Origin of the sequence: Pseudomonas sp. GD04158, from assembly GCF_029834875.1 — a bacterium.
In the GTDB taxonomy this organism is placed as follows: Bacteria; Pseudomonadota; Gammaproteobacteria; order Pseudomonadales; family Pseudomonadaceae; genus Aquipseudomonas; species Aquipseudomonas hydrolytica.
This window is the reverse complement of sequence record NZ_JAODYT010000010.1, coordinates 1-13,863: the sequence shown is the minus strand read 5'-3', so window position 1 is coordinate 13,863 and position 13,863 is coordinate 1. Positions and strand designations below refer to the sequence as shown.

Below are 13,863 nucleotides of genomic sequence, written 5' to 3'. Positions count from 1 at the left end.
GCAGTTACGGTCATTGCCGCGCGCCGGCGGCTGCCGGAGAATCTCGGGGTATTCGCCTTTTCGAGTTCGACGCATGTCGCAGCCGATCTTCTTCGCTCATGCCAACGGCTTTCCCTCGGCCACCTACAGCAAGCTGTTCGCCGCCCTGGCGCCGGACTATCAGGTACGCCATCTGGAGCAGCATGGCCACGATCCGCGCTTTCCCGTGGACGACAACTGGGCGAACCTGGTCGCCGAACTGATCCACCACCTGGAAGGCGGCGACGAGCCGGTCTGGGGCGTCGGTCATTCCCTCGGTGGCGTGCTGCACTACCACGCGGCCTTGCTCCGCCCCGAGCTGTACCGCGGCGTGGTGATGCTCGACTCGCCGGTACTGACCCTGGCCGACCGCATGGTGATCCGCGCCGCCAAGCGCTTTGGCTTCATCGACCGCATCACGCCGGCCGGGCGTACCCTGGGACGGCGCGAGGCGTTCAGCGATCCGGTCGAAGCACGTAACTATTTCGCCGGCAAGAGCCTGTTCCGCCGTTTCGACCCCGAATGCCTCGACGCCTATGTGCACCACGGTCTGCGGCCGGCCGAGCAGGGCCTGCGCCTGCGTTTCGATCCGGCCACCGAGATCAGCATCTATCGCAGCGTGCCGCACACCGCGCCGGGGCGACCGCAGCAGCTGGCAGTGCCGCTGGCCATGGTGCGCGGCCGCCACAGCCGCGTGGTGCTGCCGCATCATGCCCGTTTGCTGCGGCGCATGCCGCGCGCGGAATATCACCACCTGCCGGGCGGCCACATGTTTCCGCTGGAGCGTCCCCAGGCCACCGCCGAGCTGCTGCGCCAGCTGTTCAGTCGCTGGGCCGGCGCTCAGGAGGCGAGTGCATGAGCAAGGGGTTCGAGGAAGTCCGCCTGAGCCTGCCGCATATCGAACTGGCGGCGCACCTGTACGGCCCGGAAGACGGCCAGCCGCTGCTGGCACTGCACGGCTGGCTGGACAACGCGGCCAGCTTCGCGCGCCTTGCACCGAAGCTCGAAGGCGTGCGTATCGTCGCCCTGGATTTCGCCGGGCATGGCCATTCCGAGCATCGCCCGGCGGGCGCCGGCTATGCCTTGTGGGACTACGCCTACGATGTGCTGCAGGTCGCCGAGCAGTTCGGCTGGTCGCGCTTTTCCATCCTGGGGCATTCCATGGGGGCGATCACGGCGGTGCTGCTGGCTGGCGCCATGCCCGAGCGGGTGGCGCGTCTGGCTCTGATCGACGGCCTGGTGCCCTTTACCGGCGAAGCCGAGCAGGCTCCGGAGAAACTCGGCGAGGCGCTGCGTGCCAAGCTTGCCCTGAATCACAAGCGCAAACCGGTCTATGCCGAAATGGCGCGTGCGGTGCAGGCGCGCATGAAAGGTGTTGGCGCGGTGAGCCAGGAGGCCGCCGAGTTGCTGGCGCAACGCGGACTGATGCCGGTGCCCGGCGGTTACACCTGGCGTACCGATAGCCGTCTGACGCTGCCTTCGCCCCTGCGCCTGAGCTGGGCGCATGCCCAGGCCTTCCTGCGGGCGCTGCAATGTCCGGTCAGCCTGGTGCTGGCGGAGCAGGGCATGATGGGCGCACAGCCGGCCGTGCAGGCGCTGCTGGCAGAGTTGCCGTTCCAGGTCCACCGACTGCCGGGCGGTCACCATCTGCACCTGGACGATGAGGCCGGCGCACAACGTGTAGCGGATTGTTTCAATCCATTCTTGCGCTTGCCTTGACTTGCCGGCGGCACCTGGGGAAAGGTGTGGCGGTCTGCCATGGAGGATCGCATGATCGACCCGCTCAATCTCGTCACCCCCTGTTCCCTTTCCGGGCTTGCCGTCTCGGGCCCGCTGCCCGCCTGCCAACCGATGTCGACTCGATGAGGGCGCGTATGAGGCTGTTTCCTCTGCTGGGCGCCATGCTGTGCAGCGCTGGCGTGCTGGCGGCCGATGTGCCCGGCAGCCGCGATCTCGAGGTACTGCCGCGGTTTCCCGCCAGCCATATCGTCGCCTTCAGGGAGGCGCCCGACATCGAGCGCATCTACCCGCAGGGCTCGATTCGCCGCATCAGCGGGCGGCTGCGTTACGAGCGGGAGATTCTGGTGCAGGGACGTCACAGCGCGGTGACCTACGAGCTGCCGCGCACCCACAGCGCCGACCAGGTGTTCAATGCCTCGCGCGAGGCCTTGCTGGAGCAGGGCGCCGAGCTGCTGTACTGGTGCCAGGGGCGCGAGTGCGGCGCCAGCAACCTGTGGGCCAACGCGGTGTTCGGCAACGCCACGTTGTATGGCTCGGACGATCAGCAGGCCTACGCGCTGCTGCGTCTGGCCGAACCGAATCACGAGAGCCTGCTGGCCCTGTACAGCATCACCCGCGGCAATCGCCGCGCCTATCTGCATGTCGAGCAGCTGGATGCCGGCGCGCCGCTGGGTGAGCTGCTGCCGACGCCGGCGACGTTGCTGCGCCAGCTGCGCACCGACGGCCAGCTGCAGCTGCCGGCCGAGGTCCGGGCCGACAGTGCCTGGGCCGAAGTCCTGGCACGCAGCCTGAATCTGGACAGCACCCTGCGCGTCACGCTCTCCGGCAGCCAGGCGCAGGACTGGCGCGAGGCCTTGATCGCGCAACGCGTTCGCGAGGCGCGCCTGGAACTGGGCGAAGGTCAGGATGATGCCCTGACGGTGCGTTTGTTGCGTTAAGCTTCAACGTGCATCGGTTATTCAGAGCGCCCGTCATGGGCGCTTTGTCGTTCTGTCGAAGGGAGTCTCGATTCATGGCCACAAATGATCGTCTGCTGGTGCAGATTCTCCTGCTCGGTCTGCTGGCTGCCAGCCTCTGGGTGCTGGCGCCGTTCTGGTCCGCGCTGTTCTGGGCTGCGGTGCTGGCTTTCGCCAGCTGGCCGCTGATGCGTCTGTTGACCCAACTGCTCAAGGGGCGTCTGTCGCTGGCGGCGGGCATCCTCACCTGCGGCTGGGTGATCCTGGTGGCGGGGCCGCTGATCTGGCTGGGCTTCAACCTGGCCGATCACATCAAGGACGCCAACGCGCTGATCAAGGATCTGCAGGTCGAAGGCTTGCCGCCACCGCCGGCCTGGCTGACAGGTCTGCCGCTGGTGGGCGAGCGGCTGGCTGCACTGTGGATGACCATCGACCAGCAGGGCGCGGCCTTCTTCGCCTCCCTGCGGCCCTATCTCGGCCAGGTCGGCAACTGGCTGCTGGCGCGTAGCGCGCAACTCGGCGGCGGCATGCTGGAGCTGGGCCTGAGCCTGGTGCTGGTGTTCTTCTTCTACCGTGACGGCCCGCGTCTGGCGGTGTTCGTTCACGGCCTGCTGGAGCGCCTGATCGGTGAGCGCGCCGACCACTACCTGGAACTGGTGGCCGGCACCGTGCAGCGCGTGGTCAACGGGGTGATCGGTACGGCCGCCGCCCAGGGCCTGCTGGCGCTGATCGGCTTCTGGATCGCCGGGGTGCCGGGGGCGATCGTGCTGGGCATTCTCACCTTCGTCCTCAGCCTGGTGCCGATGGGCCCGCCGCTGGTGTGGATTCCCGCCACCGCCTGGCTGGTGTGGCAGGGCGACTACGGCTTCGCCCTGTTCCTCGGCGTCTGGGGCATGTTCGTCATCAGCGGCGTGGACAACATTCTCAAGCCTTACCTGATCAGCCGCGGCGGCAACCTGCCGCTGGTGGTGGTGCTGCTCGGCGTGTTCGGCGGCCTGCTGGCGTTCGGTTTCATGGGGCTGTTCCTTGGCCCGACCCTGCTGGCAGTGGCCTACAGCCTGCTCAGCGACTGGGTGGCGGACAAGGCGCCGCCGGCCGAGGAGGTGGTGAACAAGCCGTTGCCGGGCGAGGAGGCGCGCGGCTGAGGCTGCTCAGCCGCGTTCGCGCTCGTACCTGTCCAGGGTGTCGCGGGCGATCTGCCGACCCAGCATGATCAGCTCCGGCGCCTTGTAGAACTCGAAGAAACGGCACGCCCGCTTGGGCACGTTGATCAGCACGTCCGGCGGATAGCCGGCGATCTTGTACTGCGCCAGCGAGGTCTGCATCACCTCGAAGCTCTGGTTGACCAGTTCCAGCAGCGAGGCCGGGCCGGTGAGCTCGGCCACCCGCGAGCCACTGGCGGACTTCGGCGCCGCCTCATCCTCCCAGGCGCGGCTCGGCGCGGCAGCCGGGCTGACGGCATCGGCGCGCTGCTGCTCCTCGGCCAGCAGCAGGGCATCGTCCTCGCCCTTGCGGCGGAAGTTGGGCAGGCGCGAGCCGAGGCTGCTCATCAACTGATCGATGCGGCCCTTGAGCGCCGCCGGCCGTTCGATCACCGGCAACTGGTAGTGATTCTGGTTGGTGGCGTTGAGGTTGACCGCGATGATCAGGTCGCAGTGGCTGGATACCACCGGCACGATCGGCAGCGGGTTGAGCAGGCCGCCGTCGACCAGCATGCGCTTGCCCTGCACCACCGGGGTGAACAGGCTGGGAATCGCCGCCGAGGCGCGCATGGCCTGATGCAGGCAGCCTTCCTGGAACCAGATTTCCTGCTGGTTGGTGAGGTCGGTGGCCACCGCGGTGAAGGGGATCGACAGATCCTCGATATTGATCTCGCCGACGATGTCGTGGATACGCCCGAACACCCGCTCGCCGCGGATGGCGCCGAGGCGGAAGCTGACGTCCAGCAGGCGCAGCACGTCCAGGTAATCCAGGCTTTCGGTCCATTCGCGGTACTCGCGCAGCTTGCCGGCGGCGAAGATGCCGCCGACCACCGCGCCCATCGAGCAGCCGGCGATGCAGCCGATTTCATAGCCGCGCGCCTGCAGTTCCTCGATCACGCCGATATGGGCGTAGCCGCGCGCGCCCCCCGAGCCCAGCACCAGCGCCACTTTCTTGCTCATAGCAATTCCCCCCACGATGCTTCGACCTTACTCGCGCAAAGGCGCTGCGCCAAGGCGGTCTTTGCTAGAATCCGCCGCCAGTCGTCGATGCAAGAGAGAGACATGAGCGAGCCAATCCGTTTGACCCAGTACAGCCATGGCGCCGGTTGCGGCTGCAAGATTTCCCCCAAGGTGCTGGAGGTGATTCTCGCCGGCAGCGGCGCGCAGAATCTCGACCCGCGCCTGTGGGTAGGCAACGCCTCGCGCGACGATGCCGCGGTCTACGCCATCGACGAGGAACGCGGGGTGGTCTCGACCACCGATTTCTTCATGCCCATCGTCGACGATCCCTATGATTTCGGCCGTATCGCCGCCACCAATGCCATCAGCGACATCTACGCCATGGGCGGCGATCCGCTGATGGCCATCGCCATTCTTGGCTGGCCGGTCAATGTGCTGGCGCCGGAAGTTGCCCGCGAAGTGATCCGCGGCGGTCGCGCGGTGTGCGACGAGGCCGGCATCCCGCTGGCCGGGGGGCACTCCATCGACGCGCCCGAGCCGATCTTCGGCCTGGCCGTGACCGGCCTGGTGAGCAAGGCCGACATGAAACGCAACGACACCGCCACGGCCGGCTGCAGGCTGTACCTGACCAAGCCGCTGGGCATCGGCATTCTCACCACCGCCGAGAAGAAGGCCAAACTGCGCAGCGAGGACGTCGGCCTGGCGCGTGACTGGATGTGCACCCTGAACAAGCCTGGCAGCCGTTTCGGCAAGCTGGCCGGGGTCAGGGCGATGACCGACGTGACCGGTTTCGGCCTGCTCGGCCATCTGGTGGAGATGGCCGACGGCAGCGGCCTCAGCGCGCGCGTCGAGTTCGCCAGGGTGCCGCGTCTGGCCAGCGTCGAGCATTACCTGGAGCAGGGCTGCGTACCCGGCGGTACGCTGCGCAACTTCGACAGCTACGGCGAGAAGATCGCGCCGCTGCCGGAGCTGGCCAAGCTGCTGCTGTGCGACCCGCAGACCAGCGGTGGCCTGCTGATCGCCGTGGCGCCGGAAGGCGAGGCCGAGTTCCTCGCCGTGGCCGCCGAGCTGGGGCTGAGCCTGGCGCCCATCGGTGAGATGGTCGAGCGACAGCGCTACGCGGTCGAGGTGCTCTGATGCGCGAGAACTGCACCGATTACCGCGATCTCTTTCTCAACGACCGGCCGATGATGGATGCCCGCGCGCCGGTGGAATTTCACAAGGGAGCCTTTCCCGGCGTCATCAACCTGCCGCTGATGAACGACATCGAGCGGCAGAAGGTCGGCACCTGCTACAAGCAGCACGGCCAGCAGGCCGCCATCGAGTTCGGGCATCAGCTGGTCAGCGGCCGTACCAAGACCGAACGCATCGAGGCCTGGGCGAGCTTTGCCAAGGCCAATCCCGATGGCTACCTGTACTGCTTTCGCGGTGGCCTGCGCTCGCAGATCGTGCAGCAATGGCTGAAAAGCGAGGCGGGCATCGATTACCCGCGGGTGATCGGGGGCTACAAGGCCATGCGCGGCTTTCTCCTGGAGACCACCGAGCAGTCGGTGGCCGAGTGCGATTTCGTCCTGGTCGGCGGCATGACCGGCACCGGCAAGACCGAGGTGCTCGCCCAGCTGCACAACGCCGTGGATCTGGAGGCGCATGCCAACCATCGCGGCTCCAGCTTCGGCAAGCGCGCCAGTGGGCAGCCGGCGCAGATCGATTTCGAGAATGCCCTGGCCATCGACCTGCTCAAGCGCCGTGCCGCCGGGCAGCGACAGTTCGTTCTGGAGGACGAGGCGCGTCTGATCGGTCGTTGCTCCTTGCCGCTGCCGCTCTATCAGGGCATGCAGCACTATCCGCTGGTCTGGCTGGAGGACAGCCTGGGCGATCGCGTCGAGCGCATCCTGCAGGCCTACGTGGTCGAGCTGTGCGCCGAGTTCGTCGCGGTGGAGGGGGCAGAGGCCGGTTTCGCCGCCTTCGCCGCACGCCTGCGCGAAAGTCTGGCCAATATCACCCGGCGTCTTGGCGGCGAGCGTTATCAGCGGCTGGCGGCGATCATGGATCAGGCGCTGGAGGAGCAGGCGCGCGACGGCCAGGTCGATACCCATCGCGGCTGGATCGAAGCCCTGCTGGTGGAGTACTACGATCCCATGTACGTATTCCAGCGCGAGAGCAAGGCCGGACGCATCGAGTTCGCCGGCGAGCAGCAGGCGGTGGTGGAGTACCTGCGCCAGCGAAGCGGGCACTTTCCCGAGGCACCGGCGTCCTAAGCTTCAATCCGTAGTCATATCCGTTCGAGGAGTGTGGTCGATGAAACACTGGATCTGTTTGCCGCTGCTGGCCTTGGTGCTGACCGGCTGCGCCGGCAAGACCGTTTACCGCGAAACCTGCGCCAATCAGCTGGACGCAGCCTGGAAGGAGCTGAGCATCGCCGAGGCCGAAGGCTTCGCCGGTACCGTGAGCTACTCCAAGGCGCTGTCGCTTTTGACCGCGGCCAAGACGCAGCAGCAGTTCGAAGCCTACGAAGGCTGCACCAGCAAGGCGGAGCGGGCACGCTTCTACATCCGTGAATCGCGAGCGGGGCGTTGATGCAGCTCGACTTCGCCACGCTGAGCCCGCTGGAGGCATACCGTTGGTTGGCTGCCAGCATCACACCGCGGCCGATCGCCTGGGTCTCCACCCGCTCCCCGAGCGGGGTGGCCAATCTGGCGCCGTTCAGTTTCTTCCAGGTGATCAGTGACAGCCCGCCGACCCTGCTGGTCAACGTCAACACCCGCGACGACGGCAGCCTCAAGGACACCCTGCGCAATGCCCAGGCCAGCGGTGAGCTGGCGATTCAGCTGGTCAGCTTCGCCCAGGTCGAGGCGATGAACGCCAGTGCGGCCATATTGCCGCACGAGGTCAGCGAGTTCGCCCACTGCGACATCGCCAGCCTGCCATGCGAGCGCATCGACGTGCCGCGGGTTGCCGGCGCGCCTGTGACCTTCGAATGCCGCGTGGCGCAGATCCAGCCCTATCCGGCGCAGCGTCCCACCTGCCACCTGATCTTCGCCGAGGTGGTGCTGGCGCATATCGACGAAGCCGTACTGAGCGAGCAGGGCCGTCTCGATCCGCTCAAGCTCGATCTGGTCGGCCGGCTCGGTGGCAGTGCCTATTGCCGAACCAGCGAGCTGTTCCAGATGCAACGCCCCTAAACGCGTTCTGAAAACGACCTCCAGTTAACTGTTCCGGCCATCCTGGCCTTTGCTGGCTTGTCGCCAGCACCGCCGCACTCCTATGTTCCAGAATTCGGGGAGCAGTAGGCAGGGGAATGTCATGGGTGGCTCGTTGGCGAATCGCTTGGCCAGTCTCAGTACGGCCAGCAAGTTGATGCTGGGTTTTGCGCTGGTGCTCGGTCTGACCGCTCTGATGGCCGTGACCGGCCTGCTGGCGTTGCGTGAAGTCAGCGCCGGCGCCGAAGTGCAGCAGCGCATGAGCGCTCTGGGCGAGCAGGTGCTGCGCATGCGCCATAGCGAGCTGGCCTTTGCCTCGAGCGGCGACAAGCAGCATGCCGAACGCCTCTCCGAGCAGGCCGAGGCCATCGTGCAGGCCGCTGCGGCGCTGCAGGAAGTACTGGATGCCGAAACCGCCGCTGCCCTCGCGCAGGTCGAGCCGGCGCTGGCCGAGTACCGCACGGCCTTTGCTCGTTACGTCGACCTGACCGACACCATGCAGCTGTCGCTGCAGGCCGCCGACTGGCTGGTGGTCAGCGCTGCCAACAGCCTCGACCTGCTGCAGGAAGGGCTGGCCGAGGATGGGGTCGAGCTGCTCAAGCGCAGCCAGGGCGAACAGGGCGGCGAGGCGGTGTTGCAGGCCGGGCAGGTCGGCAAGATTCACCAGCTGCTGTTGCAGGCGCTGGATCAGGCGCGGCAGCGACTGGAGGCCAGCCGTCGGGAGGATGCCGGCGAGCAGGCCGAGATCGCCCAGGCCGGCCAGGCGCAGGCGCTGGCCGCGGAATTGCGCGATACGCTGGATGACCCCGGCTACGCCGCGGTGCTCGGCGAGGTGGTGGTCAATGTCGACTCCTTCAACGAGCGCCTCAGGGAATACGCCGGCCAGTTGCAGCAGCAGAAGCAGGTCTACGTGCAACTGGTGGCGCAGGTCGAGCGGCTCCTGGCCCAGGTCGAGCAGGCGCTGGCTGCTCAGCGCAGGGCCATGCAGGCCGAGCGTCAGGCCAGCAGCGGTCTGATCATGTTGGCGGCGGCGCTGGCCCTGCTGTTCGGGCTGGGCGCGGCAGTGACGATCAGCTTGGCCATCGTGCGCCCGCTCAAGCGCGTGATCGCTCTGGCCGAGCGCATTGCCAGTGGCGATCTGAGCACCCATATCGAGGTCGACCGGCGCGACGAGATCGGGCAGTTGCTCGCCGCCATGCAGGCCATGGCCGGCAACCTGCGCGACATGGTCGGCCGCCTGCAGGGCGGGGTGGCGCAGATTTCCAACTCGGCGCAATCCTTGTCGAGCACCGCGGAGCAGACTCGCCAGGGTGTCAACGGACAGAAGCTGGAAACCGACCAGGTCGCCACGGCCATGAGCCAGATGACCGCCACCGTGCATGAGGTGGCGCGCAATGCCGAGGCCGCCGCGGCCTCCACCGCGCAGGCCGACCGGCGTGTCGATACCGGCAGCCAGGTGGTGCGCCAGACCCTGCAGCGCATCGAGCAACTGGCGCAGGCGATGAATGCCACCACCGCCAGCATCCAGCGTCTGAGCCAGGACACCCAGCGCATCGATGCGGTGCTGGAGGTGATCAAGAGCGTGGCCGAGCAGACCAACCTGCTGGCGCTCAATGCCGCCATCGAAGCGGCGCGTGCCGGTGAGCAGGGACGCGGTTTCGCCGTGGTGGCCGACGAGGTTCGGGCATTGGCCAAGCGTACGCAGCAATCCACCGCGGAGATCGAGGCGCTGATCGCCGCCCTGCGCGAGGGCAGTCGCCGTGCAGTCGCGGACATGGAGCAAAGCGAGAGCCTGGTGAGCCTGACGGTGGCCGACGCCAACCAGACCGAAGGGGCGCTGACCGCCATCGCCGAGGCGGTGGCGCAGATCTTCGAGATGAATCAGCAGATCGCCGCAGCCGCCGAGCAGCAGACGGCAGTGGCCGAGGAAATCAACCGCAGTGTCACCTCCATCCGCGATATCGCCGACCAGTCGGCCACCGCGATGGATCAGACCGCGGCCTCGAGCATCGAGCTGGCCGAGCTGGGGCGCGAGCTGCAGGGCATGGCCGGGCATTTCCGGCTGACATAGCGGTTGTCCTCACAGTTTCGTCAGCAAAGTTTGCATGGAGCTATGCCGCACCCGAGTGGCCCAGTAGCATCGGCGTTCTGCATAAGGAGCCGATGATGCGAAGTAAACTCGATGCCTGCCTGGACTCGGTCAATCAGATCCTGCTGGGCAAGGAGGCGCAGGTGCGTCTGGCGCTCACCTGTCTGCTGGCGCGCGGTCACCTGCTGATCGAAGACCTGCCCGGCATGGGCAAGACCACCTTGAGCCACGCCCTGGCGCGCGTGCTGGGGCTGAGCTTCCAGCGCATCCAGTTCACCTCCGACCTGTTGCCCGGCGACATTCTCGGCACCTCGGTGTTCGACAAGGACACCGGGCAGTTCGTCTTTCACCCCGGGCCGATCTTCGCCGAGCTGGTGTTGGCGGACGAGATCAATCGCGCCACGCCGAAAAGCCAGAGCGCGCTGCTCGAGGCCATGGAGGAGGGCCAGGTGACCATCGAGGGCGCGACCCGGCCGCTGCCGGAACCGTTCTTCGTCATCGCCACGCAGAACCCGGTCAGCAGTGGCGGCACCTTCGCCCTGCCGGAATCGCAGCTCGATCGCTTCCTCATGCGCCTGTCGCTGGGCTATCCGGCGCAGGCCGCCGAGCGCGCGTTGCTGCTGGGCGATGCGCGGCGCGATCTGCTGCCGCGCATCGAGCCGATTCTCGACCACGCCGAACTGGCCCGTCTGCAGGCGGAGGTGCCCAAGGTGCGCGCCAGCGATGCGCTGGTCGATTACGTGCTGCGCCTGGTGGAGGCGACGCGCAGTCAGCCGCAGTTCGCCTGGGGCCTGTCGCCGCGCGCCAGCCTGGCGCTGCTGGCTGCCGCCAGGGCCTGGGCGCTGTTGGCCGAGCGCGACTATGTCATCCCTGAGGATGTGCAGGCGGTACTGCCATCGGTGGTCGGCCATCGCCTGCGCGAGCGCGCCGATCCCACCGGCCATGGCGGCGGCAGCCTGGTGCAGTGGCTGCTGCGCGAAGTGCCGGCACTCTGATGCGCGCCGCGCTCAAACCGTTGTGGGGACGCTGGCTGGCCAGGCGCATTCCTCCGGCGGCCAGCGTGCGCCTGAATCAGCGGCGCATCTTCATTCTGCCCAGCCGGGTGGGCGCGGCCTTCGCCGTGGCCCTGCTGCTGATGCTGCTGGTGGGCATCAACTACCAGAACAGTCTGGCCTATGGCCTGACGTTCCTGCTGATGTCGGTGTTCGTCGTCGCCATCCTGCATACCTATCGCAACCTGGCCGGGCTGGTGCTCAAGGCTGGTGGCGGCGGTGCGGTGTTCGTCGGCGAGCAGGCGCGCTTTCGCGTGCGCCTGGAAAGCCGTGAGCGCGAGCATCAGGCCGTGGCGCTGGGCTGGCCGCCGAACGAGCTGATGCTGCGCGACGTACCGCGCCTGGGTCAGGCCGAGGTGGACCTGAGCCTGCCGGCCGTGCGGCGCGGCTGGCTGCGGCCCGGACGTTTGCGCGTCGAGAGTCGCTTCCCCCTGGGGCTGCTGGTGGCCTGGAGCTGGGTCGATCTGGATCAGGCTCTGCTGATCTACCCGCGCCCGCTGGAGGGTGACCTGCCGCTGTCTGCCGGCCTGGGCGCCGAGGACGAGGAGGAGGGCATGCGCGCGCGCGGGCGGGGCGCCGACGATTTTCAGGGCCTGCGTGATTACCAGCCAGGGGACTCCAAGCGGCGCCTGGACTGGAAGGCCTATTCCCGCGGCCAGGGCCTGCTGGTGAAGGACTTCGCCATGCTCAGCGGGCGCGACCTGTGGCTGGATTACGACAGCCTGGGCGGCGACAGCGAAATGCGCCTGTCACTGCTGTGCCACTGGGTGTTGCAGCTGTCCGAGCGGCAGCAGCCCTTCGGCCTGCAGCTGCCGGGGCAGGTCATCGCCCCGGACCAGGGCGAAGGCCATCGCGACGCCTGCCTGCGTGCCCTGGCACTGTTCGGAGAGCGTTCATGAGCGCATTGCCGGGCATTCCGCGTATCGCCCTGACCTGGCTGCTGGTGGCCCAGCTGCTGGTGATCCTGCCGCACCTGCTGCATTTGCCGCTGTGGGTGATCGCCCTCTGGCTGGGCGCTGCCGGCTGGCGCGTGCAGATCTTCCGCATGCGTGCGCGCTATCCCAACGGCTGGGCCAAGGGTGGCCTGATGCTGGTGGTGCTGGCGGGTGTCCTGCTGTCGCGAGGGACGCTGGTCGGTCTCGACGCCGCGGTGGTCCTGCTGATCGCCACCTTCATCCTCAAGCTGCTGGAAATGCGGACCCGGCGTGATGCGCTGGTGCTGATCTTCCTCGGCTTCTTCTGCGTGGTGACCGCCTACCTGTTCGAGGACGGCATCGTCGCGGCGCTGTACAGCCTGTTGCCGGTGACGGCGCTGCTCGCCGCGCTGGTGGGCCTGCAGCACAGTGGCTTCGCCGAACGCCCCTGGCCCACTCTGCGCCTGGCCGGCGGTCTGCTGTTGCAGGCCTTGCCGCTGATGCTGCTGCTGTTCGTGTTCTTTCCGCGCATGGGGCCGCTGTGGTCGCTGCCGATGCCCAGCGACAAGGGCGTGACCGGCCTGTCGGACAGCATGGAGCCGGCGGATATCGCCGAGCTGAGCCGCTCCTCGGCCCTGGCCTTTCGTGCCAGCTTCGAAGGGCCGGTGCCACCGCGCGATCAGCTGTACTGGCGGGCGCTGACGCTGGAGCGTTTCGATGGCCGGCGCTGGTCGCAGTCCAACTACGCCGAATTGCCGTCGGCGCCGCAATGGCGCAAGGCGGGCGAGCCGCTGGATTACAGCATCGTCATGCAGCCCAGCGGCAAGCCCTGGCTGTTCGCCCTGGATGTCGGCGAGGTGGCGCAGAACGAAAGCCGCATGATGACCGACTTCCGCTGGCAACGGCGGCGCCCGGTGGATCGCCCCTTGCTCTATCAGGCGCGCTCCTGGCCGCAGGCGCTGCGTGAGGCGGATGCCGAGCCGCCTGCACTGCGCCGCGCGCTGCAGCTGCCCGAGCAGGGCGACCCGCGCAGCCGAGCCTGGGCGGCCGAACTGCAGCGCGAGCACCCGCAGGCCGAGGCGCTGGTCGCCGCGCTGCTGCAGCATTTCAATCGCGAACCCTACGTCTACACCCTGCGTCCGCAGCCGCTGGGACGCGACAGCATCGACGAATTCCTGTTCGACACCCGCCGTGGATTTTGCGCGCACTACGCCGGCGCCATGACCTTCGTGCTGCGCGCCGCCGGCATTCCCGCGCGTGTGGTGACCGGTTACCAGGGCGGCGAGCTCAATCCCGGCGGCAACTATATCCAGGTGCGTCAGTTCGACGCCCATGCCTGGGTGGAGTACTGGCTGCCCGAGCAGGGCTGGCGCAGCGTCGACCCCACCTATCAGGTGGCGCCGCAGCGTATCGAGCTGGGGCTGGAAGACGCATTGGGCGAAGAAGACGGCTTTCTCGACGATCAGCCGTTCTCGCCGCTGCGATACCGCGAACTGGCCTGGCTCAACCAGCTGCGTCTGGGCTGGGAGAACCTCAATTACGGCTGGCAGCGCTGGGTGCTCGGTTATCAGGGCGAGCAGCAGCTGAAGCTGCTGCACAACTGGTTCGGCAGCCTCGACTGGCAGCGCCTGGCCTTGGCGCTGGTGGGCAGCGGGACCTTACTGATCGGCTTGCTCGCGCTGTGGCTGCTCAAGCCCTGGCAGCAGCGGGCGGACCCGCAACGCCAGGCCTT

At 67.5% G+C, this 13,863-nt stretch carries 13 protein-coding genes; 12 read left to right on the top strand and 1 reads right to left on the bottom strand.

Annotated elements, in window-relative coordinates; all coding sequences use genetic code 11:
• Positions 1-73: 73 nt before the first annotated feature.
• From N7333_RS06250 to N7333_RS06235, 4 genes are all read left to right on the top strand, one after another.
• Positions 74-877 carry an alpha/beta hydrolase gene (locus tag N7333_RS06250; RefSeq protein WP_129483613.1) on the top strand — a complete coding sequence of 268 codons (804 nt, stop codon included), beginning with the start codon at positions 74-76 and terminating at the stop codon, positions 875-877.
• Positions 874-1,737 carry an alpha/beta hydrolase gene (locus N7333_RS06245; RefSeq protein ID WP_279858587.1) on the top strand — a complete coding sequence of 288 codons (864 nt, stop codon included), beginning with the start codon at positions 874-876 and terminating at the stop codon, positions 1,735-1,737. The genes N7333_RS06250 and N7333_RS06245 overlap by 4 nt, the downstream gene beginning before the upstream one ends.
• Positions 1,738-1,892: 155 nt before the next feature.
• The gene (locus N7333_RS06240; protein ID WP_003240769.1) at positions 1,893-2,696 is read left to right on the top strand and encodes a DUF4892 domain-containing protein; all 804 of its coding nucleotides are present in this window, start codon (positions 1,893-1,895) and stop codon (positions 2,694-2,696) included.
• Positions 2,697-2,770: 74 nt separating this feature from the next.
• Positions 2,771-3,859 carry an AI-2E family transporter gene (locus N7333_RS06235; protein WP_003240767.1) on the top strand — a complete coding sequence of 363 codons (1,089 nt, stop codon included), beginning with the start codon at positions 2,771-2,773 and terminating at the stop codon, positions 3,857-3,859.
• 6 nt (positions 3,860-3,865) lie between these two features.
• On the opposite strand, the gene N7333_RS06230 is transcribed toward N7333_RS06235, so the two are convergent.
• A complete protein-coding gene (locus N7333_RS06230; RefSeq protein WP_003240765.1) occupies positions 3,866-4,876 on the bottom strand; it encodes a patatin-like phospholipase family protein in 1,011 nt (336 codons plus the stop codon).
• Between the two features lie 102 nt (positions 4,877-4,978).
• Between N7333_RS06230 and selD the strand changes: the two genes are divergently transcribed.
• From selD to N7333_RS06190, 8 genes are all read left to right on the top strand, one after another.
• On the top strand, positions 4,979-6,013 hold the full coding sequence (gene selD, locus N7333_RS06225; RefSeq protein WP_096826583.1) for a selenide, water dikinase SelD: 1,035 nt from the start codon (positions 4,979-4,981) through the stop codon (positions 6,011-6,013).
• Positions 6,013-7,134, top strand: a complete 1,122-nt coding sequence (mnmH, locus tag N7333_RS06220) for a tRNA 2-selenouridine(34) synthase MnmH (RefSeq protein ID WP_279858586.1) — start codon at positions 6,013-6,015, stop codon at positions 7,132-7,134. Before selD ends, mnmH begins: the two co-directional genes overlap by 1 nt.
• Positions 7,135-7,174: 40 nt before the next feature.
• Positions 7,175-7,453, top strand: a complete 279-nt coding sequence (locus N7333_RS06215; RefSeq protein ID WP_003240752.1) for a hypothetical protein — start codon at positions 7,175-7,177, stop codon at positions 7,451-7,453.
• On the top strand, positions 7,453-8,058 hold the full coding sequence (locus N7333_RS06210; protein ID WP_012018758.1) for a flavin reductase family protein: 606 nt from the start codon (positions 7,453-7,455) through the stop codon (positions 8,056-8,058). The genes N7333_RS06215 and N7333_RS06210 overlap by 1 nt, the downstream gene beginning before the upstream one ends.
• Positions 8,059-8,179: 121 nt before the next feature.
• The gene (locus N7333_RS06205) at positions 8,180-10,147 is read left to right on the top strand and encodes a methyl-accepting chemotaxis protein (protein ID WP_279858585.1); all 1,968 of its coding nucleotides are present in this window, start codon (positions 8,180-8,182) and stop codon (positions 10,145-10,147) included.
• A gap of 95 nt (positions 10,148-10,242) precedes the next feature.
• Positions 10,243-11,160 carry an AAA family ATPase gene (locus N7333_RS06200; protein ID WP_003240746.1) on the top strand — a complete coding sequence of 306 codons (918 nt, stop codon included), beginning with the start codon at positions 10,243-10,245 and terminating at the stop codon, positions 11,158-11,160.
• A complete protein-coding gene (locus N7333_RS06195; RefSeq protein WP_279858584.1) occupies positions 11,160-12,116 on the top strand; it encodes a DUF58 domain-containing protein in 957 nt (318 codons plus the stop codon). The genes N7333_RS06200 and N7333_RS06195 overlap by 1 nt, the downstream gene beginning before the upstream one ends.
• On the top strand, positions 12,113-13,863 hold a 1,751-nt coding region (locus N7333_RS06190), incomplete at its 3' end, for a DUF3488 and transglutaminase-like domain-containing protein (protein ID WP_279858582.1). The genes N7333_RS06195 and N7333_RS06190, both read left to right, overlap by 4 nt.